Annotated in this window: 30 protein-coding genes; 15 read left to right on the top strand and 15 right to left on the bottom strand. The window is 53.4% G+C overall.

The annotated features are described in order from the left end of the window. Positions 1 to 108: 108 nt before the first annotated feature. The 4 genes from A3L14_RS04780 to A3L14_RS04765 all read left to right on the top strand — a co-directional run bounded on the left by A3L14_RS04780 (position 109) and on the right by A3L14_RS04765 (position 2,379). Positions 109 to 495 carry a transcriptional regulator gene (locus A3L14_RS04780; RefSeq protein WP_055428632.1) on the top strand — a complete coding sequence of 129 codons (387 nt, stop codon included), beginning with the start codon at positions 109 to 111 and terminating at the stop codon, positions 493 to 495. A gap of 72 nt (positions 496 to 567) precedes the next feature. Further along, on the top strand, positions 568 to 1,380 hold the full coding sequence (locus A3L14_RS04775) for a hypothetical protein (RefSeq protein ID WP_055428631.1): 813 nt from the start codon (positions 568 to 570) through the stop codon (positions 1,378 to 1,380). Between the two features lie 10 nt (positions 1,381 to 1,390). Next, positions 1,391 to 1,960, top strand: coding sequence for a hypothetical protein (locus A3L14_RS04770; protein ID WP_055428630.1), 570 nt, complete (start codon positions 1,391 to 1,393; stop codon positions 1,958 to 1,960). Positions 1,961 to 2,031: 71 nt separating this feature from the next. Further along, positions 2,032 to 2,379, top strand: coding sequence for a thioredoxin family protein (locus A3L14_RS04765; protein WP_055428629.1), 348 nt, complete (start codon positions 2,032 to 2,034; stop codon positions 2,377 to 2,379). Here A3L14_RS04765 and A3L14_RS04760 read toward each other — a convergent pair. After that, positions 2,371 to 3,099: an electron transporter gene (locus A3L14_RS04760; protein ID WP_055428628.1), complete on the bottom strand. Its 729-nt coding sequence runs from the start codon at positions 3,097 to 3,099 to the stop codon at positions 2,371 to 2,373. The two genes, A3L14_RS04765 and A3L14_RS04760, sit on opposite strands and share 9 nt — an antisense overlap. A gap of 61 nt (positions 3,100 to 3,160) precedes the next feature. Then, positions 3,161 to 3,760 carry a CGP-CTERM sorting domain-containing protein gene (locus A3L14_RS04755; protein WP_055428627.1) on the bottom strand — a complete coding sequence of 200 codons (600 nt, stop codon included), beginning with the start codon at positions 3,758 to 3,760 and terminating at the stop codon, positions 3,161 to 3,163. Positions 3,761 to 3,852: 92 nt separating this feature from the next. Between A3L14_RS04755 and A3L14_RS04750 the strand changes: the two genes are divergently transcribed. Both A3L14_RS04750 and A3L14_RS04745 read left to right on the top strand, forming a co-directional pair. After that, positions 3,853 to 4,317 carry a hypothetical protein gene (locus tag A3L14_RS04750; protein ID WP_055428626.1) on the top strand — a complete coding sequence of 155 codons (465 nt, stop codon included), beginning with the start codon at positions 3,853 to 3,855 and terminating at the stop codon, positions 4,315 to 4,317. Between the two features lie 110 nt (positions 4,318 to 4,427). After that, positions 4,428 to 4,685: a hypothetical protein gene (locus A3L14_RS04745; RefSeq protein ID WP_055428625.1), complete on the top strand. Its 258-nt coding sequence runs from the start codon at positions 4,428 to 4,430 to the stop codon at positions 4,683 to 4,685. 2 nt (positions 4,686 to 4,687) lie between these two features. Here the strand turns inward: A3L14_RS04745 and A3L14_RS04740 are convergent, their stop codons facing one another. Further along, positions 4,688 to 5,155 (bottom strand): YbhB/YbcL family Raf kinase inhibitor-like protein, encoded by a 468-nt coding sequence (locus tag A3L14_RS04740; RefSeq protein ID WP_055428624.1) that lies wholly within the window; start codon positions 5,153 to 5,155, stop codon positions 4,688 to 4,690. Positions 5,156 to 5,320: 165 nt separating this feature from the next. Here A3L14_RS04740 and A3L14_RS04735 point away from each other — a divergent pair, with 165 nt between their 5' ends. From A3L14_RS04735 to A3L14_RS04715, 5 genes are read left to right on the top strand one after another with little or no spacing between them, the layout of a single operon-like run. Next, a complete protein-coding gene (locus tag A3L14_RS04735; RefSeq protein WP_232473413.1) occupies positions 5,321 to 6,052 on the top strand; it encodes an SDR family NAD(P)-dependent oxidoreductase in 732 nt (243 codons plus the stop codon). Positions 6,053 to 6,088: 36 nt separating this feature from the next. Further along, positions 6,089 to 6,550, top strand: coding sequence for a DUF2284 domain-containing protein (locus A3L14_RS04730; protein WP_055428622.1), 462 nt, complete (start codon positions 6,089 to 6,091; stop codon positions 6,548 to 6,550). 12 nt (positions 6,551 to 6,562) lie between these two features. Next, positions 6,563 to 7,012: a hypothetical protein gene (locus tag A3L14_RS04725; RefSeq protein ID WP_055428621.1), complete on the top strand. Its 450-nt coding sequence runs from the start codon at positions 6,563 to 6,565 to the stop codon at positions 7,010 to 7,012. Beyond that, a complete protein-coding gene (locus tag A3L14_RS04720) occupies positions 7,009 to 7,491 on the top strand; it encodes a hypothetical protein (protein WP_055428620.1) in 483 nt (160 codons plus the stop codon). The genes A3L14_RS04725 and A3L14_RS04720 overlap by 4 nt, the downstream gene beginning before the upstream one ends. Then, positions 7,475 to 8,473: a PIN domain-containing protein gene (locus tag A3L14_RS04715; protein WP_055428619.1), complete on the top strand. Its 999-nt coding sequence runs from the start codon at positions 7,475 to 7,477 to the stop codon at positions 8,471 to 8,473. The genes A3L14_RS04720 and A3L14_RS04715 overlap by 17 nt, the downstream gene beginning before the upstream one ends. Before the next feature lie 8 nt (positions 8,474 to 8,481). On the opposite strand, the gene A3L14_RS04710 is transcribed toward A3L14_RS04715, so the two are convergent. From A3L14_RS04710 to A3L14_RS04685, 6 genes are all read right to left on the bottom strand, one after another. Then, positions 8,482 to 9,804: a RuvB-like helicase gene (locus A3L14_RS04710; protein ID WP_055428618.1), complete on the bottom strand. Its 1,323-nt coding sequence runs from the start codon at positions 9,802 to 9,804 to the stop codon at positions 8,482 to 8,484. A gap of 146 nt (positions 9,805 to 9,950) precedes the next feature. After that, positions 9,951 to 10,388 (bottom strand): hypothetical protein, encoded by a 438-nt coding sequence (locus tag A3L14_RS04705; RefSeq protein WP_055428617.1) that lies wholly within the window; start codon positions 10,386 to 10,388, stop codon positions 9,951 to 9,953. Positions 10,389 to 10,397: 9 nt separating this feature from the next. After that, a complete protein-coding gene (locus A3L14_RS04700; RefSeq protein ID WP_055428616.1) occupies positions 10,398 to 11,159 on the bottom strand; it encodes a 7-carboxy-7-deazaguanine synthase QueE in 762 nt (253 codons plus the stop codon). A 9-nt stretch (positions 11,160 to 11,168) separates the two neighbouring features. Next, entirely contained in the window at positions 11,169 to 11,429 is a 261-nt protein-coding gene (locus A3L14_RS04695; RefSeq protein ID WP_055428615.1) for a hypothetical protein, read from the bottom strand. A 52-nt stretch (positions 11,430 to 11,481) separates the two neighbouring features. Then, a complete protein-coding gene (locus A3L14_RS04690) occupies positions 11,482 to 11,982 on the bottom strand; it encodes a hypothetical protein (protein ID WP_055428614.1) in 501 nt (166 codons plus the stop codon). 31 nt (positions 11,983 to 12,013) lie between these two features. Further along, positions 12,014 to 12,331, bottom strand: a complete 318-nt coding sequence (locus tag A3L14_RS04685; protein ID WP_055428613.1) for a hypothetical protein — start codon at positions 12,329 to 12,331, stop codon at positions 12,014 to 12,016. 978 nt (positions 12,332 to 13,309) lie between these two features. Between A3L14_RS04685 and A3L14_RS04680 the strand changes: the two genes are divergently transcribed. Genes A3L14_RS04680 through pcc1 form a run of 4 tightly spaced genes read left to right on the top strand, consistent with a single transcriptional unit; the run spans position 13,310 to position 14,668 of the window. Then, positions 13,310 to 13,570: a 50S ribosomal protein L37ae gene (locus tag A3L14_RS04680; protein ID WP_014012168.1), complete on the top strand. Its 261-nt coding sequence runs from the start codon at positions 13,310 to 13,312 to the stop codon at positions 13,568 to 13,570. Between the two features lie 33 nt (positions 13,571 to 13,603). Then, positions 13,604 to 13,753, top strand: a complete 150-nt coding sequence (locus A3L14_RS04675) for a DNA-directed RNA polymerase subunit P (RefSeq protein ID WP_014788082.1) — start codon at positions 13,604 to 13,606, stop codon at positions 13,751 to 13,753. A gap of 52 nt (positions 13,754 to 13,805) precedes the next feature. Beyond that, a complete protein-coding gene (locus A3L14_RS04670) occupies positions 13,806 to 14,447 on the top strand; it encodes a ribosomal biogenesis protein (protein WP_055428612.1) in 642 nt (213 codons plus the stop codon). Beyond that, a complete protein-coding gene (gene pcc1, locus A3L14_RS04665; RefSeq protein ID WP_055428611.1) occupies positions 14,390 to 14,668 on the top strand; it encodes a KEOPS complex subunit Pcc1 in 279 nt (92 codons plus the stop codon). Before A3L14_RS04670 ends, pcc1 begins: the two co-directional genes overlap by 58 nt. Here the strand turns inward: pcc1 and A3L14_RS04660 are convergent. The 6 genes from A3L14_RS04660 to A3L14_RS04635 are packed head-to-tail and all read right to left on the bottom strand — an operon-like array spanning position 14,665 to position 19,153. After that, positions 14,665 to 15,264 carry a phosphate signaling complex PhoU family protein gene (locus A3L14_RS04660; RefSeq protein ID WP_055428610.1) on the bottom strand — a complete coding sequence of 200 codons (600 nt, stop codon included), beginning with the start codon at positions 15,262 to 15,264 and terminating at the stop codon, positions 14,665 to 14,667. The genes pcc1 and A3L14_RS04660 overlap by 4 nt on opposite strands. A 9-nt stretch (positions 15,265 to 15,273) precedes the next feature. Continuing rightward, positions 15,274 to 15,879 carry a hypothetical protein gene (locus tag A3L14_RS04655; RefSeq protein WP_055428609.1) on the bottom strand — a complete coding sequence of 202 codons (606 nt, stop codon included), beginning with the start codon at positions 15,877 to 15,879 and terminating at the stop codon, positions 15,274 to 15,276. Beyond that, on the bottom strand, positions 15,876 to 16,637 hold the full coding sequence (locus A3L14_RS04650) for a phosphate ABC transporter ATP-binding protein (protein ID WP_055428608.1): 762 nt from the start codon (positions 16,635 to 16,637) through the stop codon (positions 15,876 to 15,878). The genes A3L14_RS04655 and A3L14_RS04650 overlap by 4 nt, the downstream gene beginning before the upstream one ends. Further along, positions 16,634 to 17,464, bottom strand: a complete 831-nt coding sequence (gene pstA / locus A3L14_RS04645; RefSeq protein WP_055428607.1) for a phosphate ABC transporter permease PstA — start codon at positions 17,462 to 17,464, stop codon at positions 16,634 to 16,636. The genes A3L14_RS04650 and pstA overlap by 4 nt, the downstream gene beginning before the upstream one ends. After that, positions 17,451 to 18,371, bottom strand: a complete 921-nt coding sequence (gene pstC / locus A3L14_RS04640; protein ID WP_055428606.1) for a phosphate ABC transporter permease subunit PstC — start codon at positions 18,369 to 18,371, stop codon at positions 17,451 to 17,453. Before pstC ends, pstA begins: the two co-directional genes overlap by 14 nt. Then, on the bottom strand, positions 18,368 to 19,153 hold the full coding sequence (locus A3L14_RS04635) for a sugar phosphate isomerase/epimerase family protein (RefSeq protein WP_055428605.1): 786 nt from the start codon (positions 19,151 to 19,153) through the stop codon (positions 18,368 to 18,370). Before A3L14_RS04635 ends, pstC begins: the two co-directional genes overlap by 4 nt. Positions 19,154 to 19,179 lie beyond the last annotated feature (26 nt).

The raw sequence follows: 19,179 nt of genomic DNA, 5'->3' as shown, positions 1-19,179 counted from the left end.
AAGTTTTGCGGTTTAATAACCTAAAGCGGTTTTATGACTTATGTCATGTCAAAACCCCGGGGGACTTGGCAGAAAGGTTTAAATATTCCACGCGTCATAAAGGATACCATGAAGACCAACGCCTTTGAAGTGGCCTCGCGCTACGTGTACCCATCACTCAGGCGGAGGCTCGTTGAGATACTCTACGAAAACGGCCTGAAGCAGACCGAGATAGCTCAGCTTCTCCACATAACCCAGTCGGCGGTTTCCCGCTATCTTCGGATGGACAGGGGCGCGTTGATGGACGTCTCCAGCTATCCAGACATAGAGGAGAAACTCCAGTCCCTCGCCCGAAACATAGTCGAGAAGAAGCCGGGTGAATACGAGATACACCGGAGAATAGTGGAGATATCTCTGGAAATGCTCGGAAAGGGATACGCCTGCTCCATCCACTCCAAAGTCGACCCCGAGGTCGACCCGGGGGAGTGTAACATCTGCCTAGAACTTTTCGGATGAGCTAAGTCTTCTCGGCTTGACTAAAGCAAGGTTTAATACCTTTCGACGCCGATTTTAATGGAGGTGATTGGGATGAAAAGAGCGCTTGTAACCCTCACACCGCCGGAGAGCAAGAGGCTGATCGCCAAGGCAGTTGTGGCAATGCCCGAAGTCCAACACGCCCTCAAGCACGGCTTCGTGTACATAGCCACCGGTACAACAGCGGCCTATGTGGCCGAGGAGATACTGGGAGAGGAAATTGAAAAGGAGAAATGGACCGTCGGCGTTATAAGCAAAGGACGGACGTGTGTTACACCAAAACAGACCTGGCCCAAGCACCTCGTCCTCTACAAGGGCGAGCCCTTCGACGACCCGCTTGAGGCCCTCAAGAGGATGGGGCCGAAGGACGTCTTTATCAAAGGTGCCAACGCGATAGACATCAACTGGAACGTCGCTGTTTTCGCCGCCGCTCCCGACGGCGGAACCATAGGGAAGACCTTCGGATGGACGATAACGAAGGGGGTCTTCACGATAACGCCGGTCAGCCTTGAGAAGTTCGTGCCGACGCCGGTCGAGGAGAGCGCAAAGCTCACCGGCATCTACTCCTTCGACTGGGGAACCGGGCTTTACTCCGCACTCGTACCGATACCCCACTCCCATCCCGTTACGGAGGTTGAAGCTTACAGGATTCTGGCAGGTGTCGAGGCCATACCGATAGCGGCCGGCGGAGCGGGCGGAGCTGAAGGAAGCGTCACCCTCGTCCTTGAGGGGGACGACGAGGCAATGGAGAGGGCGAAGGAGATAACCAAAGCGGTCAAGGGTGAGCCCTACCTCAAGCCCTACACCGAGGACTGCTCGGTCTGTCCGTTCGCCAAGATATGCGGCCTCGGGAGCGGCGCTTTCTGAGGTGATAGTAGTGAAGCGGGCTCTCGTTTTCTTCCTTTTGATCCTTATGATGGCCCCCCTTGTAATTGCGGACGACAACGGTGAGGAAAACGAGTATGAGGCAGGCTACGGCGGGCTCGCGGCCCTTGGAGTGGGCCTTATTGCTGCCGGTGTCGTCTACTACTCCCTGACAAAGAGAAAGCTCGTCATAGTGCACAAGAAGTCCAGTGAGTGGGGCTTTGAGATAAGGCCGGAGCACCCGTACATGACGATATTTGGCCCGGTGTATCCCCTCACCATCCACCACGTCCTCACCATAACAGGAACGCTGCTGGTCTTTGTCCACTTCTTCTCATGCGACAACTACGCAGGACTCACGGGGGGCACGGGGCTCGCGATGGGCATCGTACTGGTTCTGCTGAACCTGAACGGGTTCATCGGCAGGTACATACATGGAAAGGTTCTCCTCGCGGCGAAGAAGCACGACAGGAAAATGGCAAAGAAGTTCGTGGGCATACTGGGCCACTGGAAAAAAGTCCACATAGCCCTGGCCGTGCTCTTTGCGATACTGCTGGCCATCCACCTTGCAACTGGTGATTAATGTCCCATGAACTCTTTTTCAAAAATTTCTTTTTAAATCCCCTCACTTTTCTTTTCTAACGGGGTGAGGGTATGGACGAGCTTGAGATGATACGGAGGAAAAAGATGCTCGAACTCATGAAGCGGGCCGGGATGATAGATGTGAAGCCAAAGAGAAAGGTGGTCATTGAGGTCATAACGTCGCCCGGCTGTCCCTACTGCCCGATAGCCTGGGCAATGGCTCAGGAGCTTGAGAGAAAATACGAGGGAGTCGTAGCGAGAGAACTGAGTGTGGCCACTCCCGAAGGCCAGAGGAAGGCCATGGAGCACAACATAATGGGCACTCCAACGATACTCATAGACAACAGGGTGGAGTTCATAGGGGTTCCGAACTTCGCCGAATTCGAGAAAAGGGTGAGGGAAAAGCTCGGCCTAAAGTGAAGCGCCCGCAAGAACCCAGACTCCGATGGCTATCAGGAGCAGACCGGCTATGACCGAGAGCTCCCTGCTGTGCCGCACCATGGCCTGGGAGAAGCGCTTGCTCTCGGTGACACTCCCCATGGCGAGCAGTATGACGACCAGTGGTAGGACAAAGACGAGGTTGTAGAGCGCCAGGAGGAGGAATGCAAGTGCTTTCCCGGCCTTGGAGATTATTATCGCATAGACGAGGTAGCTACCGGCCGAGCAGGGCAACAGCGTAGTTGATACTATAACTCCAAGCGTAAAGGCGCCTATGGCTGTCGCGTCGCTGCTGAATATTTTCCTTCTAATTTTGCTTTTGTCGCCGACGCGGGACTTCTCCATCAGACCTGTGGCTATGGTGTAAGCACCGAATACTATCGCCGCAACTCCAGCGACCCAGAGGGGAAGGTAGCCGGCGAAGTACAGCAGTCCAACGCCAAGAAGGTAGTATGATATGTAGACCGCGGCTATGAACGCTGAGCCTATGAAATACAGCCTCTTCTTTGATATCTCCCTTACGGAGAGTGCTATGAGGAGCATGGTGTATATGACGAAGGTGCACGGGTTTATCGAGTCGCTCATAGCTAAAGCGAAGAACTTGGGTACAAAGTCCACCATACCCAGCGCCCACAGCGCAAGGGAACTCACCCCGAAGGATGCCAGAAGGATTATCGCCAGTCCCTTTATCTCACTTCTCATGGGAGAAAGTTCTCACAGGGCTTTTTGTGGCTTTCTAAAACAAAAAGTTGGGAACGAAAGGTCAGCGCCTTTTCTTCCACAGAACCAGCGGAAGAACAGCGAGAACGACCGCTATTCCGGGACCGCAGATTTCACTGCCAGGATTTGTTGTAGTGGATGTTGTTTCCGATGCGGTGGTCGTTGTGGTCTGGCCCTCCCCGGGCATTCTGTGCTCAACGTATATCGCCTGAAGCTCCTGGATTATTGTTTCGTTCTTGATTATGTACGCCTGCCCACCGGTGAAGAGTATTAAGCCCCCGTTGTCAAGGGCCGCCTGCACAATCTTTGGCGTAGCTGAGACGTTGTATTCTCCTTCAACTATTGCCACAAGCTTTCCGTCGTACGCTATACCTATGGCGGGCACTCCGGCTATACCGGTGTACTTGTACTGGGCCGAAAAGAGCTTGTTGTTCTCGTCGTTGTTGATCAGCTCGTAGTACGTTAGGCTGTTCTCCCCGTAGAACTTGGGAATCTCTTCCTTCATTTTTTGACAGTGGGGACATGTCTCCAGACCGTACATGTAAAAATGGAGCTTGCCTGGGTCGATCTGGGTTTCGACGAGGGCGTAGGAGACCGTTGAGAACACCAGCAACCATATGAAAAACAACACCAACTTCTTCATTTTCTCACCTGAGCCTTATTCTCATGGGGAGTTATAAACTTTGGCCGCGGAAAGCTTAAATCCTGGGAGTTGCAAAAGTTTTGGGGATACTCATGCAGGAATGGTACCGCTCCCGGGCGCTCTATGAGGCTGTTCTTAAGCTCGTTAATTCAGGAAAAGTGAAAGAGGCCATCGAGATGGCCGGTGGCATACCAGACAAAGTGATTCGCTCAAAAGCCTTCTCCCACATAGCCGTTGAAGTCGCACGGAAGAGTCCTAACTACAAAGAAGCCCTAAATCATGCCATCGAGGCAGCACTGGACATAGAGAACCACGAGGAAAGTACAAAGGCCCTGATGAGCCTGGCCTTTGAGTTCCTGAACATGGGCAAACCGGACGATGCCCTTCATATATCCCGATACATTACCGATCTTTCCAACAGGTCAAAGGTTGAGGCCGAGGTAGCACTCGCTCTCGCAAAAGCCGGAAATATTTCTGAGGCCATGGAAATCATCAACGGAATCCTCGATGAGGACGTTAAAACCTGGGCAATGTCGAGGCTCGCTAGCCAGCTTTAGCTTAATTCTGTCTATTTTTTCACGATTTTCCGGAAATTTTAACACCAACCCATCCACAAGGCTTTTTTACGCTTCCCTCATCCTTTTCCTCCCGTTGGAGGTGAGAGAAAATGGAAGGTGGAGCGATAATAGGACTCATAGGAATGCTTCTCCTGGTGAGCTCGTGGGTTCCCCAGACGTGGGAGACCATAAAGACGAGGAAGTGCCCGCTCAACATGCAGTTCATACTGATCTACGTGACGGCCTCGACGCTGCTCACGATATACTCCTACCTGATAGGGGACTGGATATTCTTCGCCCTGAACTTCCTGGCAGCGTTCCAGAGCGCCATAAACCTTACCGTAAAGTTAATGGAAAAGAAAAGATAGGGTCATTTCCTCTCGTAGAGCCCGACGAGCTCTCCCCACTGGATAACGTGGCCTTCCATGGCCTTTTCCAGTTCTTCCCTGCTTGAGCCGGGTTTTAGGTTGAGGGTCGTGTCAAGCGCATAGACCTTGAAGTGGTAATGGTGCACCCCATGACCCCTCGGCGGACACGGCCCACCATAGCCTATCCTTCCGAAGTCATTGCGCCCCTGAACAACATGCACCGGGGCATCGACCTCCGGCTGAGGGGGCACGCCTTTGGGAATCTCCCCAAGCGGGGGGATATTCCAGGCTATCCAGTGGGTGAAAGTTCCTCCTGGGGCGTCGGGGTCGTCCATGATGATGACCAGGCTTTTGGCCCTGGAGTCTATGTGGCCGATGAAGATGGGAGGATTGACGTTCTCACCGTCGCACGTGAACTCAACTGGTATGTACTCCCCGTTGTGAAATATCGAACCGATCTCCAAATCCATACCAACCCCTCCTTCGGGCTTTTCTTGGGACGTGCACCCGGCGGCCAACGTCCCAAAAATCAAAAGTAGCACTACCGCGAATTCCTTCATATGAACAATTAAGTTTTCAAACGTAAAAATATTTCGGCGTTAGGCTTTATTAAGTTCAAAGGCAAAGAAGGGTTGGTGGTGCGTGTGGAGCTGACCGGGAAGGTTGCCCTAGTTACCGGCGGCGGAAGGGGAATAGGGAGGGCGATATCACTCGCCCTCGCGGAGAAGGGGGCAAACGTTGCCGTAAACTACGCCCACAGCAGGGAGAAGGCGGAAGAGACCGCGGAGCTCTGCCGTTCCTACGGGGTCGACGCGATCGCCGTAAAGGCCGACGTGAGCAACCGGGAAGAGGTCAGAAGGATGGTCGAGGAAGTTATTAACCACTTTGGAAGGATAGACATCCTCGTGAACAACGCAGGAATCCTTGGAAAGGCCCTGAAGCCGATGGAGGTCACTGACGAGGACTGGGACGCGGTTCTCGGCGTCAACCTCAAGGGGGCCTTTATCGTCACTCAGGAAGTCCTCAAATACATGAAGAAGGGAAAGATAGTCAACATAGCCTCGATAGCGGGCAAGGACGGCGGAACCGTGGGGCCGCACTACGCGGCATCGAAGGGCGGACTGATAGCCCTCACATTTAACCTCGCGAGGCACCTTGCACCGGATATTCTCGTCAACGCAGTCGCCCCCGGGCCAGTTGATACCGAGCTGATAAATCCTGAGATAAAGAAGAGGCTCCGTTCGCTCTCGCTGACGGGGGAGATAGCCAAACCGGAGGAGATAGCCCACACGGTGATTTTCCTCCTCGAAAACGACCACATAACTGGCGAGGTCATAGATGTCAACGGCGGCAGGCTGATGGATTGATTTTTAAGCTCCGGCTCCATTTTTTCTTGATGCCCTATGAAGGTGCTGTGGGAGAAGGAAATTCCAGCGGATGAGATAACCGTCTCCCCCAGACCGGTCTGGAAGTGCCGCTCCTGCCCCATGTACGGCAAGAGGCCGAGCTGTCCGCCACACGCCCCGGACTGGAGGGAGACCAGAGAGTGGATTGCCGCCTTCAAAAAGGCGCTGATAGTGAAGTTCGAGATAGATATGGAACACTTTGAGAGAGATAAGCGGGAAGCCCTCCTGTACCTGCTGAAAAGGGAGGAGGAGTTTTTCCGGGAGGGAAAAATGTATGCAACAGCACTGTTCCCCGGCAACTGCAACCTCTGTGATGACTGTCCCTTCGAGAGGGGCGAGCCGTGCAGGCTTCCAACCAAGGTCAGGCCGAGTATAGACGCCATTGGCATCGAGATTGGAAGGCTCGTGAAAATTGACTTCTCCGAAAGCGTTTTGTACGGGATGGTACTAATTGAATGAAGGTGTGAACGAATGAAAGCGGAGGGCTCCTCCCCCATGAAGTGGGGGATCTCGCTCATCATGACGCTCGCCTATGCATTCGGAGCGGCTCTCTTCTACTACCTGCCCGCGAGGGGCGAGCCGAACCTTGACGTGGAGTTCTGGGGGCTGTTGGTTCATTTTCTTGTTCTGAGCTTCCTCTTCTGGGTGGTCTTAATTCCTGAAAGGGAGTCAGGGGACGCCCTTGATGTCCTCATGCTCACCCTCTTAACCGTTCCCGCCGGTGCTGTGGTAGCCCTCTTTTTCATCTTTGCCGTTACATCATTTGGAATTTACGAAACATGGGGCGCCGAATACTTCGTGATGGCACTGGTTCCGTTCCTGCTCGCCTACAGGACGGTCAAGGGGCGAATCTCAGCCCTGCCATTCATTCTGGCAATAGCCTACGGTGTTTTAGCGTACGTATGGGGGCGTGGTTTATGAAGATTGCCTACATAACCTTGCTCGGCCGCTCGGAATGGGCACTGGTAAATACCTACTACGCGGTCGTCTCAAGGGGGAGAAAACCGGACCGGGTCTTCATATTCACGGAAGAGACGTACCGCAAAAAGCTTCCCAGAGTTGTGGAGGCACTGAAGGCAATATCTCGGGCCTACAACTTCACCCCCGAAATCGAGACCATTGTAATCCCGGACAACAGCTTCCTTGAGGCTGATAGGAAGTTCAAGATACTCTTCCAGAGGCTTGAAAAGGAAGGGTACACCATCGGGCTGGATATAACGTCCGGACGGAAGGCCCTCGCCACGGCGGCGGTGGTTCAGCTCAGGGAGTTCCCAGTGGACAGGATAATCTACATGGCCCTCCTCGACATGGACTTTCCGGACAGGCCTTACATGATGATACCAATCCACATGCAGCGCCTCAAGAACTTCCTGGGTGATGGAAATGCGCCGCCCTACTGAACTCATCGAAAAGCCGGAGCTTCAGGTTCTTATGAACGTTCTCGGGGAGGTTGAAGTGAGCTACCCGCTGTACGGTCTCCGCCTGCTGAGGGCGAAGCCGATAGAGACGGGCTACCGCGTTGAAGTCACCGTTAACCGAAGGGAATTCAACGACCAAGTTCCGGAGCACCTCTCCCACGAACTGCCCACTTACACCGACTTCTACGAGTGCTTTATCTCCTCGGGGATAATCCTCTACGACAACGTGGACGAGTTCCTCCAGAACCTTGAGCTCTACGAGAGGCTCAGAAAGGGCGTCTCCTTTGCCCCCGACACAAACCTCTTCTACCACCGCTTCATCTCGGGCTTCCGGCCCCTTGACAGGTATCAGATAGTCGTGGCCGAGGGAGTGAAGAAGGAGATAGAAAACGCGATGAACTACAAGTACCGCCACAGGGAGCTGGAGGAGATGAGGCGTGAGGTGAGGAACGGAAGTCTTTTGAAGGAGTTCAGCAACAGGAGGACGAAAAAGAGCAGAAAGGCGGCTTACATAGCCCTAAAGGAGTTCGAGAGGCTGAAGGACAGGATAATCATAGCGGAGAGCGCCAAGGAGCCGGCCCACAACAACGACGAGATAATAGTGAAGTCCCTAAAGCACTACGACAACATGACGCCAACTTTGCTGGTCTTCCTGACGGCCGACATAGCGATAACCGACGTGGCCGAGATGGAGGGGCTTGAGTACTTCCTCTTCAAGTATCCGCGCAAAGAGCTTGGGAGGCACGACATTACGGCCTACCAGCTCAGGACGCTGATCTTCAACCTCGCGGCGGTCTTCGGCGTCATCGAGGTGAACGGGATAACGGTGTTCGGTGAGTTCGGTGGAAAGCAGGGACTGAACGAGCTGAAGCTTGTCTTCCCGACGGAGAACAGGGCATATCACGAGTTCGAGTTCCACCTGAAGCTCAGCAGGAAGCTGATGGAGATAATGGGAGGAAGATAGAAAAGGAATCACCTCAGCATGCCCTCCAGCTTTTCCACGAACTCCATGCTCCTCCTGAGGTCGGCGAAGTACTCCTTAGCTTTTTCGATGTGCTCCCTCTCCACCCTTCCGCCCTTTGCCAGGACGCTCGCCGGGGCGAGGAGCTGGACTGCATACCTTAAGCTGGTCTTCTCGCCGAGCTCCGCGAGGTACTCGATGGCATCCTCGCTTACCTCGATCTTCTCCTCCTTAGCCCTTATCTTGATTATCTCGCGAATTTCCTCCTTCCTGTAGGGCTCGGTGTTGATTATGAGCAGCCTGTCGAGCATATCTATCGGAATGCCGTGCGGGGCTTCGAGGTCGGTGCCCCTGATCTTCGTCCTTCCGCGGTTCGTCGCGAGGATTAGGATCGGCGCCAGCTCGCTCTCCATCGCCCTCGCGAGGAAGGAGAACGCCTCGATGTCGAGCATGTGCACCTCGTCTATGAAGAGAACACCCGGCACGAGGCTGGCCTTCCCCTCTTCGATCCACTTCTTGACCGTCTCATCAACCCTCTGCCTTATCTCGTCGCTTATCTCCGCCCCCGTGCTGAAGAGCAGGCCGAAGATGTTTCCGCGGGCGTTGGCAACGTCGAGGTCGTGGAGGGTTACTGTGTAAGTGAACTCCTTTATCTTGAGAACCGGGCCGCTCGGCAGGTTCACTTTCCTCTTGAAGAACAGCCCCTCCTCCTCCTTGGTGGTGCCTATTTTCGAAATCCTTCCTGTTTCCGCGTCAATCTGTATGACGTCGCCCTCCTCGACGCCCATCTCAAGCAGCTGGTAGGCTATCTCCCTTCCTGCCCTAATCGTCTTCTCGTCGTCCTTCGTGCGGAGGGTTATGATGACGCTCTCAGGAATCTCGACGTAGGGGTTGAACGGGTGCCTCGTCCTGTTGATTTTAATCTCCCTTATCTCACCCTCGTAGACCTTCCTCTCCTCGCTTATCCTTACTCCTATCGCCCTTCTCAGGGCCTCCTTCAGGAACTCGGTCTTCTTGACCTCGGCGGAGTAAATCTCACTGCCGGCTATCTGGACGAAGGGAACGTCCTCACCGAGCTCCCTCGCTATGCCCATCGCTATCGCCGTCTTACCGCTCCCAGTCGGGCCGACGAGGAGGATTCCCTTGCCGGCGAGCTTACCGCGTTTGATGAGCTCAACAGCTATTCCAGCCGCTTCCCTCGCCTTGACCTGTCCGACCATTCCGTCTCCCATGAACCTGGCCTTTCCGTTCTCGTCGAGGCCAAGGCCCCTTATGTGGGAGTGGCTTCCGATCCTCTCGAAGCTCCTCGGCGCCACTTCCTCTATCACCGGCATGGCACCACCCCCTTAATCTTTCCAGGGGTTACTAAAAGAGATGCCTTAAAAATTTGACGGAGGCTCAGGCGGCTTTTCCGGGCATCACTCACCCCAAAGGCCAATCTCATCATCGCCACACTCACTTCGGAAAATCCCTTAAAAGCTCACCTGTATCTCAACCAGAAGTAGAGGGACGCGCTCCCCACGATGATTGAAACCGCGGGCAGGAAAGCACCGACGAATCTGGCCACGTACGAGCTCTCCCCGATGGCCAGCCACCCCATTATCAGCCCAGCCGGGACCAGGAGCAAAACCGATTTCTCGGAATTCCAGAAGAAGGCCACCACCATAAGCCCACCCGCGGCGAGATAAAGCGGATTCCCGTAGTTCAGGAACAGCAGCAACGGAAGGAGAACGCCAAGAACGAGAGCGCTTTCAGAACGCTTCGAAGGCTTTGAGCGGTTGATTATGGAAGCCCCGGAAAAGAGGGCCACAAACGCGGCCAGGAGGAGTGCAAGAGAAAGCTCCCCGCTGGAACCTTGAAGATATGCGGAAAGGCCAGCGAACACGAGGGAGAGCGCAATAAGCGCCTCACCCTTCACACTCTCACCTCAGAGGACGTTGAGGTACTTGTGAACCTGGAAGCTCAGGCCGACGTTCTTCCGGCCCATAACGAGCGAGGCTTCGCGGTACAGCTCCACGAGCTTTTCCTGACGTATCTCGATCGGCTCCCTCGGCTGGATTACGAGTGGGGCCAAACCTTTCAAAAGCTCCGCATACCAGCGGACGTTCTCGATTTTCGTCTCCGATGTAACGACGAGCTTGGCGTAAACCCTGGCCCCGGCTTCCTTCAGGATCCGTATGCTCTCGACCTCACGGAGAACCAAAGCCCTCCAGTCCCCTGTGGCCTTTGCCGTCTCGTCCTTTATGTCAACGCTCGCGTAATCGGTAAGGTGGGCAACCTCCCTAATCAGCTCCGGAAGGCCGCCGTGGGTTTCCAGGAAGTTGTCTAAGCCGAGGCTTTTCATTTTCTCCATAAGCACCTTGAGTGCCCTTATCTGGAGCGTGGGCTCGCCGCCCGTGTAGCTTACCGAGTGTACGTCACCGGTATCGAGGCGCAGGATGGCATCAACGACATCATCGAGCTCCGCAGGGTTTGGTCTGTACTCGAACTTCCCTGTGAAGGGCTCCACCTCGTAACGCCAGCGGGAAACACGAGAGGCGTCTATGTATTCCTTTGAGTCGCACCAGGCACAGTTAAGGTCGCAACCTGCGAAGCGGACGAAAATCTGCCTCCTGCCGAAGGCACTTCCGGGAACGCTCCCTCCTTCACCCTGCCAGCTGTTGAAGACCTCGGCCATCACGAGCTTCATGCCAACACCTCACAGCTCATCCACATCAACGCCCTTAACGTGTTCGCTCACGTAGCCTTCAAGAATCTCGACCCGTACCTTTCTTTCCTCGCCGGTCATGTCGGCCATAAGCTGAACTCCCCTCGCGTAGTCCCAGAGGCGCCTCTTTGCCCCATCGGTGATCCTCTCCGCCATGATGATTATCTCCCGCTCGTTGGGCCTTTTGCTCACGATTTCGATGACCTTTCTGGCATCTTCCTCGGTGAAGGTTCCCCTTTTCTTGAAGAGCATCGCCACACCTCCAGCTTTAGTTAAACAATTGCATAATTCAGCAATTACATTATCAAATATATTTCATCAGCAGTTCGAGAGCCTCCTCGAATATATCCCTGTCCCCCCCATCGAGAACACCCTCAAGGTAGTGTATGCTGAGGAGGTTCAGGATTATGTAGGCGGTGTTCCTGTCAAGGCCGAGGTCGTAGGCCTCGTAGAAGACGATTTCCCTGCCCAGGGCCTCATTCAGCATCTCTACGAAGTAGGCGATGTCCTCCACGCGGAGCTCGTCCCACTTGCTCTCCATCTCGTCGAAGTAGCGCTCCATTACGCGGAGAGTTTCAAGGTCAACCTTCAGCGTCCCCTCGAAGTATGGGAACTCTCCGACCCGGAAAATTTTGACGCCCTCCTCGTCCTGGACGCCGATGTAGTCCCACAGGAGAACGCCCTCCACCGGATTGTGGCCGTATTTGCTCGCCAGATATGAGAAGCGCTCCATTATCTCCGTCATATCGTCGAGGAACTCTTCCTCGTCTCTGAAGTGTATTATCTTGCTTATCGTTCCAGCCATGTTCTGCACCTAATTGGAGTTGGGGGTGAAGTTATAAGGGTTTGCTCGTCTTCTGCATGAGAATCGCGAGCAGAAAGTAGCCGGCTAGGCCACCCAGAACATACCAGTTGCCCGGTGAGCTGTGCCTGATTCCAATAAGAAGCCATATCAGCGTGAAAAGTCCGAAGATGAAGACACTTCTTAGAGGTATTCTGCCGTCGAGGTAAATGCCAGCCGAAGAAGAGAGAACCACCCCGCCGACAAAAGCCCATGAAATAAGGGGAGTGAACTGTAGGCTGTACTGCTTCATTGTTAGAGCGAAGACGATTATGTAAACGAGCGGAAACACCGAACCCCATACCCTTTCCATACCGTTTGCCCCCCTAAATGATGCTCATCCCAGAAGGCTTTTATCTTTTTGGCACAATATAAATCTGCCCGACGAGTATGGGGTTGCGATGACGTCGGGACCCCCAGGGGGGCGACAGCTCAAATGCCCCCCTCACAGCCCTTGCTTGCGCAAGCGCTGGCGGAAAAGTGGATGCGTTTTCTGAAATTTAGCAATTGTAGGGAGTTTCTTTTCGACTTGCTCTTTTGTGAGTGTTTCACTACACAAACAGCGTCCGAAGGACGCCAAAAATAGAATGAAACTACCTAAAAGTCCCCATCTAACGCTAAACTCGCTCTGGAATTGCTCAATTCGCGAGTGCACGACTGATTTTTTTGCCTGTTGGTAAGAAGGGCATTCCTTTGGTCAAGCTTTCCTAAAGCTTGTTCGCCTGCGCGATGTCGAGCTTTGCTCGACGCAAGGGACGACAGTCCCGCAGAGTTTGATCAAGTTGGTGATTCGTTTTGGAGGTGCTTTTTTGAGATGGTTTGCCTTGTTGGGTGTGATTTTTGGTGAAGAATTCCTTTTTGAAGGTGCTTTGTTTAAGTGGGTTTGCTTCTTCCGCGCTCCGTTGGAGCGCTTTGATGGTTTAAACCCCTGTTTTGAGGCTTGTGAAATGTGAATTCCAGCTTAAAATGGCAGTTTGATAGTGCAAACCCTTTTCAACTGCACCTTTTGGAAGAGGAATCACAAACTTTGATGAAACTTTTCGCAAGAAAAGTTTCTTTGGTGGAGCTTTTTCCAAAAGCTTCAATCACAAACTTTGGTGAAATTTTACCGGGCAAATTCTCAGCGCTTAGATAAATTTTATAAGGGAATCTTCCACCAACCGGCGGGTTTAAAGGAACCGCAAACTTTGATGAAACTTTGCTCCGCAAAGTTTCCAGGCAAAGGTTTATAAAACGTCCCCGGAAACACTCTCCAGTCGTGAAAATCGGTTGATAATTAGGGGTGATGCTCATGGGAAGGACTACTAAGGTTGGTTCAGCCGGAAGATACGGTCCAAGGTACGGTCTCAAGATCAGGAGAAGGGTAGCGGCCGTTGAGGCCAAGATGAAGCAGAAGCACGTCTGCCCGGTCTGCGGAAGGAAGGCCGTCAGGAGGATAAGCACGGGCATATGGCAGTGCCAGAAGTGCGGCGCCACTTTCGCCGGCGGTGCATACCTGCCGACCACTCCGGCCGGAAAGGTCGCCAAGCGCGTCACGGCCTCCAAGGCCTGACCCCTTTCCTTTGCTTAGTTTAGGGTGATAACTATGGTGATGGCCGTTTACCGGTGCGCAAAGTGCGGAAGGGAGGTCGAGCTCGACCTCGAAAACACCAGGGAAGTCCGCTGCCCCTACTGCGGCAGCAAGATACTCTACAAGCCCAGGCCCAGGGTGGCCAGACGCGTAAAGGCGATCTGATTCTTTCGTTTCGAAAGCCTTTTATCGATTAAACGAATTTTGAGTGAGGGCTATGATGCTGATAACGACTTCCCACAGACCCACGAGGAGGACGAGGAGCTTCGGTCACGACTTGGAGAGGGTCTTCCCCAACTCGCTCTACCTGACCAGGGGAAAGAAGACGATACAGGATTTACTCATGGAAGCCTACGACAGGAACTATGAGAGGCTCCTGATAGTCAACGTCTGGAAGGGCAACCCGCTTAAGATGACCTTCATCAAGGTTGACCCCGAGGACTGGGGCTACCTCGGCTACCTGTACCTCCACGGCATAAAGCTCCAGCGCGAGATTGGTTTCAGAGATATAAGGCCCATACGCGAGGAGATGCCGCTTGTTGTGACCACAGCAAAGCGCGTCGGCCTCGACCACGTTGCATTCGCCCAGGTTTTCGCCGAGCTGACCGGCGGGAAGTTCGTTCCGAGAAGGGAGCGCTCGCTCCTCGGAATAGCCGACAGGTACAACACCGATGTTCTGAGCGTCATCGAGAGGCACCCGCGTGGAATGGCGGTGAACTTCTACCGCCTTGACGTTAGTAAGGAGAAGGCCGTTGGCCCGCTCATAAGTGTCAAGATATGGATAATGGAGGACGGGCGGAGATGGGACTACAAAGAGGCGGCGTGGCTGAAGAAAAAACCTGGCCAATCGAAGGGGTGATCGAGGTCTCTTTTCCCGACGAGGAGACTGCGAGGATAGTTTATGAAAGCGTCCTCTACGAGCACGAGAGCGTGCCCTACCGGAGGAGCAGGATAGAGTTTCTCAGAGATGGAAAGAAAATAGTGATAAGGTTTTTAGCAAAGGATAACTCGGCTTTGAGGGGGACGCTGAACTCCTATCTGAGATGGATTAAGGTTGCCATTGACTCGCTTGAGGTTTAGAGTCTTTTGCCTTCCTTGATGTAAACCACCCTCGCCCCGATTTCCTTGGCGTGGTCGCTTATCCTTTCGAGGTGCCTCAGAATCAGCGCATCGAGGGCGCTGCATTCCCTCGGCTCCCTAAGGTTTTCAAGGGACTTCAGATAGAGCTCATCAACCTTCTCGTCGAGCTCGAGCAACCTTCCCGCGGACATCTCGTCGAGGTTCGAGAAGGCCTCAACCGCTGTTTTCACAGCCTTGACCGTCACTTCAAACCCTTCCTTTGAGAGTTCCGGCAGGCAGTCCGGTTTAACTATCCTCATAGTCCTTTCAATCTCCATCGCATAGCGGGAGATTCTGTAAAGGTCGTAGGAGACGTCAATGGCACTCTGGATGAAGCGCAGGTCACCGGCCATTGGGGAATACCTCACTAACAGCTCGGTAGCAATATCGAGGATTTCGTTCCTCAAAATGTGGAGCTTGCTGGCCGTCTCCACCGTGCCGTCGAATTCCCCATCGAGGGATTTCCTTGCCGATTCAAGCGCCTCAAGTGCACCGTTCCCCATCTCAACCAGGAGCTTCCTTATCTGCTCCATACCCATGTCGAGAAGTTTCCTCATACTATCACCTCAGTCCACCATCAGTATGGGAGTTTTCTCAAGCCCGCGGGAGCCATCGAGGTAGTAAACCCCCGCTCTGAGAAGGTGTTTGGTATGATTGAAGATTCCTTCACAGTGAATTAGAACCCCCATAACGTATGGATCATCAGTTTTCACGTTGGTCTCCCAGAATTCTTCAAAGGCAGACTCAAAGAAGGGCAACTCGTGAACCGGCGGCTTTTCGTCTCTGGTGAAGGTTGAGACCCCCCGCTCGAGCCAGGGCTGGATTATCATGAGGCCTTCAATAACCGTGCTTCTGGCGGATTCCCTGCCATCTATGGTGAGTATAGCTTCAACCCTTGAGCAGTGCCTCACTATCCTGTAGGCATCGTACGATGCGGTAAATATCGAACGGACAAAGCGCATGTCTCTTGCGAGAGGCTGACACCTTATAAGGGCCTCAATTACGGTGTCGTTAAGTTCGTCCTTCACGTCAATCGCCTTCCAAAGGAGGTCATCTACCTGTCCATACTCGTTCCTCTGGGCCTCCTTTATCAGGGTACCGGTTGCGGTCAGGGTTATTTCGCCGAGTTCCTCAAACCATTCCTTAAGCCGGGCGAAGAGCTTCCTCTTCATCCGAGTGCCCCCGTAACGTACTTCTCAGTCAGCTCGTGCTCCGGGTTCTCGAAGACCTTTCTCGTCGGGCCGACCTCTATGAGATCCCCAAGGTACAGGAAGGCAACGTAGTCAGAAACCCTTGCCGCCTGGGCAGGGGAATGTGTCACGAGCACTATCGTGTAATCTTCCTTCAGCTCGAAGAGAAGCTCCTCGATTTTCTGGGTTCCCACCGGGTCGATGTTGGCGGTTGGCTCGTCCATCAAAAGAACCTTGGGCCTCATCGCCAAAGCTCTGGCTATAACCAAGCGCTGCCTCTGTCCACCGGAGAGGTTGGAAGGGTAATCATCAAGCCTGTCCTTGACCTCGTCCCAGAGCGCCGCTTTTTTCAGCGCCCACTCCACCCTTTCATCGAGCTCTTCCTTTGAATCCACGAGGCGGTTGAGCTTAAGGCCGATGGCAACGTTGTCGTAGATGGTCAGGTGGGGGAAGGGATTTGGGTACTGGAACACCATGCCAATCTGCTTTCTTATCTCCACCGGGTCAACATTTGGCTCGTAGATGTTCTTCCCGAAGAGGAGCACTTCCCCCTCAACCCTGGCATCGTCGTTCAGGTCAAGGAGCCTGTTAAAGGTTCTCAGCATCGTTGACTTCCCGCATCCGCTCGGCCCCATAAGGGCAAAGACGCAGTTTGGCGGTATCTGGAGGTTCACTCCCTTTATGACCTCGTTATCACCGTATGAAACACGGAGGTTTTTTGTTTCTATCGCGTACATCATAGTTTCACCTCCTTAAGGCTGAGCCTCAGCGGAATGAAAACGGCAAGGAAAATTAGGAGAAGAACCAGCGATGCTCCCCATGCAAAGGCGTGGTCTTCTGGCTTTGGACTCTGGACGAGCTGGTAAACGAGGAGCGGTATCGCGCCAACGGGCCTGGTGAGTGAAGTGGGATAGCTCTCGTAAAGACCTGCTGCGGTAAAAAGTATGGGGGCAGTTTCTCCCGCGGCCTTGGCCATGCCTATGAGAACCCCTGTCAGTATTCCGCGCTTGGCCATCGGTGCTAAAAGCCTGAAGAGAACTTTTATTCTTGTCAGGCCCAGGGCGTAGCCGGCCTCCTTGTACGTAAAGGGAATCCCGCGCATGGCCTCGTGTGTGTAGATGGCCACGTAGGGCATGAGGATTATGGCCAGTGCCAGAGCTCCGGCTATGGCGGAGTAAGTTCCCATCGGCACCACGAGTATCTGCATGACGAATACCCCAACCAGTATCGTTGGAAACTCCATCATAATCTCAAGCAGGGACTTGGTCCACCTACCTATTGTGCTTTTGGGGTTCTCATAGGCGTAAACTCCGACGATTATCGCCAAAGGAACGCCTATGAGGCTCGACAGGAACGTTAGTATGAAAGTTCCGGCTATGGCCGGTCCGATTCCGCCCTCCGAAAAGGTGCCCGTGATGAAAGTGACTCCCCTGTCGAGTATCGTGGAGAAGCCGTTGGCGGTTACGGTGTAGATGATGTGAAATAGCGGGAACACAGCGAGCGCTGTCAGAAAGCCTATTAACCCAAGGAAGCATTTTTCCTGGGCTTTTCTGTCAAAGCTGAACATTCTCCTCCCACCTCCTAAGGGTTCTTATGCCGAGCAGGTTCACGGCAAAGCCTATGAGGAACAGCGCGAGCCCGGCCGCGAAGAGAACGGGGGTCATGTATCCGTAGATGAAAGCATTGCCAAACTGGTTGGCTATCAGTGATGATATCGTATACCCCGGCGCAAAGAGCTTGAACGTCATGTTGAAGGTGTTTCCGATGACGAGGCTGACCGCTACCGTCTCCCCTATGGCCCTCCCAAAGGCAAGGATTACTCCAGATACCATCGCGGGCTTTATGTATCCGAGAAGGATTTTCGTTGCCTCGTACCTCGTCGCACCGAGGGCGTAGACGGCTTCTCTATATGTGAAGGGTATCATGGAGTAGGCCTCTCTCAAAACCGCCGAAACGAAGGGGGTCACCATTATCGCCAGGAGGACCCCAGCTGAAAAGTAGCTGTAGCCTCCAACGGGAGGATAGTTGAAGAGGGGTATAAAGGAGAGGTGATTGTAGAGGGGGGTCATTATGTAGTCCCTTAGGAACGGAACGAGAACAAAAGCCCCCCAGATTCCATAGATTATGGTCGGCAAACCTGCCATCACATCGGACATCACAATTAGAGCGTTCTTGATCCTTTTAGGTGCGTAATCAACCACGAAAACCGAGAAGGCTATCGAAACTGGAAGGGATATTAAAATTGCAATCACGGATGTGTAGACGCTCCCCCATATCGCCGCCGCTATTCCATACACCTCCTCTTCCGGAACTTCAGCAGCCTTCCAGACGTTTTTGATGTATACGTCGATGCCATAGCGGTGAAACGCTGGAACGGCGTTTGTGAAGAACACCAGCAGCATTCCAGCAAAGAGGAGGAATACAAGGAGCACAACCGGAAGGGCCATGTAGTCAAAGGCGTCTCTCCTCCTCATTCTATCACCTCTGCCTTCTTTATTTTTTCAAAGCAGTGAATTGATTCGAGTATTTCATCGGGAGAGTGATAGTTTCTAATTTCGAGGATAGCTGTTGAGGGCTCTACCGCTCTCAGAAGCTTTCTTATGAAGGTCTTCCCGAGAAGGCCCTTTCCAGGGGGCAGATGCTCGTCTTTGGTTCCATTGTTGTCGTGGACGTGGGCGTGATCAACGTAGGGGGCAAGCAGGGTGAACTCGTCCATGCTGAGGCCCAGCTCCATAGCGGCAAGGAACGCATGGCCAGTATCGAGACAAGCATTCAAGTTTTCGTTGAGCAGAGTGGTAAGCTCATAGGGGAGAACACCGACGCTGGAACCGAAAAGGTTCTCAAGGACGAGCCCCGTTCCAGTCTCCTCTGACATTTTGCATATCTCATTTAAGGTCCGTTTTGTGTTTAGATAGGCCATGTGGTAGGACTTTTCGACGCTACCTCCATGAACCACAATCTTTTCCGCGTTTAGAGATGACGCCACCTGAAAAACCCGCTCCATGACCTTGATGTTGAGCCGTGAGCGCTTTCCGAGGTCAATCGAGGAGAACCTGCCAACATGAGTTGGGGCATGGATTGTAAACCTAACCCCAAGGCCACTCAGGTTCTTAACGAGCGACCAGTCCACGGAGGTTCCGATCAGAATTGGAACCTCGTCGAGATAAATTTCAACAAGGGGAACCTTCAGCTCATCTAGGCTCAGGCCTTTCCCTGAAATCTCCTTGACCAGAGACGATGTCACTCCGAGCCTCATATCAGCACTCCCCAAAGAAAAGGTTT

Source organism: Thermococcus thioreducens, assembly GCF_002214545.1.
In the GTDB taxonomy this organism is placed as follows: Archaea; Methanobacteriota_B; Thermococci; order Thermococcales; family Thermococcaceae; genus Thermococcus; species Thermococcus thioreducens.
Note: the sequence above shows the minus strand (reverse complement) of the source record. Positions and strands in the feature narration are given on the sequence as shown.

Excerpts from the sequence above, each read along its gene's own strand:
- A3L14_RS04780 (WP_055428632.1), top strand. The coding sequence starts at position 109 with ATGAAGACCAACGCCTTTGAAGTGGCCTCGCGCTACGTGTACCCATCA.
- A3L14_RS04775 (WP_055428631.1), top strand. The coding sequence starts at position 568 with ATGAAAAGAGCGCTTGTAACCCTCACACCGCCGGAGAGCAAGAGGCTG.
- A3L14_RS04765 (WP_055428629.1), top strand. The coding sequence starts at position 2,032 with ATGGACGAGCTTGAGATGATACGGAGGAAAAAGATGCTCGAACTCATG.
- A3L14_RS04760 (WP_055428628.1), bottom strand. The coding sequence starts at position 3,099 with ATGAGAAGTGAGATAAAGGGACTGGCGATAATCCTTCTGGCATCCTTC.
- A3L14_RS04755 (WP_055428627.1), bottom strand. The coding sequence starts at position 3,760 with ATGAAGAAGTTGGTGTTGTTTTTCATATGGTTGCTGGTGTTCTCAACG.
- A3L14_RS04750 (WP_055428626.1), top strand. The coding sequence starts at position 3,853 with ATGCAGGAATGGTACCGCTCCCGGGCGCTCTATGAGGCTGTTCTTAAG.
- A3L14_RS04745 (WP_055428625.1), top strand. The coding sequence starts at position 4,428 with ATGGAAGGTGGAGCGATAATAGGACTCATAGGAATGCTTCTCCTGGTG.
- A3L14_RS04740 (WP_055428624.1), bottom strand. The coding sequence starts at position 5,155 with ATGGATTTGGAGATCGGTTCGATATTTCACAACGGGGAGTACATACCA.
- A3L14_RS04730 (WP_055428622.1), top strand. The coding sequence starts at position 6,089 with ATGAAGGTGCTGTGGGAGAAGGAAATTCCAGCGGATGAGATAACCGTC.
- A3L14_RS04725 (WP_055428621.1), top strand. The coding sequence starts at position 6,563 with ATGAAAGCGGAGGGCTCCTCCCCCATGAAGTGGGGGATCTCGCTCATC.
- A3L14_RS04720 (WP_055428620.1), top strand. The coding sequence starts at position 7,009 with ATGAAGATTGCCTACATAACCTTGCTCGGCCGCTCGGAATGGGCACTG.
- A3L14_RS04715 (WP_055428619.1), top strand. The coding sequence starts at position 7,475 with ATGCGCCGCCCTACTGAACTCATCGAAAAGCCGGAGCTTCAGGTTCTT.
- A3L14_RS04710 (WP_055428618.1), bottom strand. The coding sequence starts at position 9,804 with ATGCCGGTGATAGAGGAAGTGGCGCCGAGGAGCTTCGAGAGGATCGGA.
- A3L14_RS04700 (WP_055428616.1), bottom strand. The coding sequence starts at position 11,159 with ATGAAGCTCGTGATGGCCGAGGTCTTCAACAGCTGGCAGGGTGAAGGA.
- A3L14_RS04695 (WP_055428615.1), bottom strand. The coding sequence starts at position 11,429 with ATGCTCTTCAAGAAAAGGGGAACCTTCACCGAGGAAGATGCCAGAAAG.
- A3L14_RS04690 (WP_055428614.1), bottom strand. The coding sequence starts at position 11,982 with ATGGCTGGAACGATAAGCAAGATAATACACTTCAGAGACGAGGAAGAG.
- A3L14_RS04685 (WP_055428613.1), bottom strand. The coding sequence starts at position 12,331 with ATGGAAAGGGTATGGGGTTCGGTGTTTCCGCTCGTTTACATAATCGTC.
- A3L14_RS04680 (WP_014012168.1), top strand. The coding sequence starts at position 13,310 with ATGGGAAGGACTACTAAGGTTGGTTCAGCCGGAAGATACGGTCCAAGG.
- A3L14_RS04675 (WP_014788082.1), top strand. The coding sequence starts at position 13,604 with ATGGTGATGGCCGTTTACCGGTGCGCAAAGTGCGGAAGGGAGGTCGAG.
- A3L14_RS04670 (WP_055428612.1), top strand. The coding sequence starts at position 13,806 with ATGATGCTGATAACGACTTCCCACAGACCCACGAGGAGGACGAGGAGC.
- pcc1 (WP_055428611.1), top strand. The coding sequence starts at position 14,390 with ATGGGACTACAAAGAGGCGGCGTGGCTGAAGAAAAAACCTGGCCAATC.
- A3L14_RS04660 (WP_055428610.1), bottom strand. The coding sequence starts at position 15,264 with ATGAGGAAACTTCTCGACATGGGTATGGAGCAGATAAGGAAGCTCCTG.
- A3L14_RS04655 (WP_055428609.1), bottom strand. The coding sequence starts at position 15,879 with ATGAAGAGGAAGCTCTTCGCCCGGCTTAAGGAATGGTTTGAGGAACTC.
- A3L14_RS04650 (WP_055428608.1), bottom strand. The coding sequence starts at position 16,637 with ATGATGTACGCGATAGAAACAAAAAACCTCCGTGTTTCATACGGTGAT.
- pstA (WP_055428607.1), bottom strand. The coding sequence starts at position 17,464 with ATGTTCAGCTTTGACAGAAAAGCCCAGGAAAAATGCTTCCTTGGGTTA.
- pstC (WP_055428606.1), bottom strand. The coding sequence starts at position 18,371 with ATGAGGAGGAGAGACGCCTTTGACTACATGGCCCTTCCGGTTGTGCTC.
- A3L14_RS04635 (WP_055428605.1), bottom strand. The coding sequence starts at position 19,153 with ATGAGGCTCGGAGTGACATCGTCTCTGGTCAAGGAGATTTCAGGGAAA.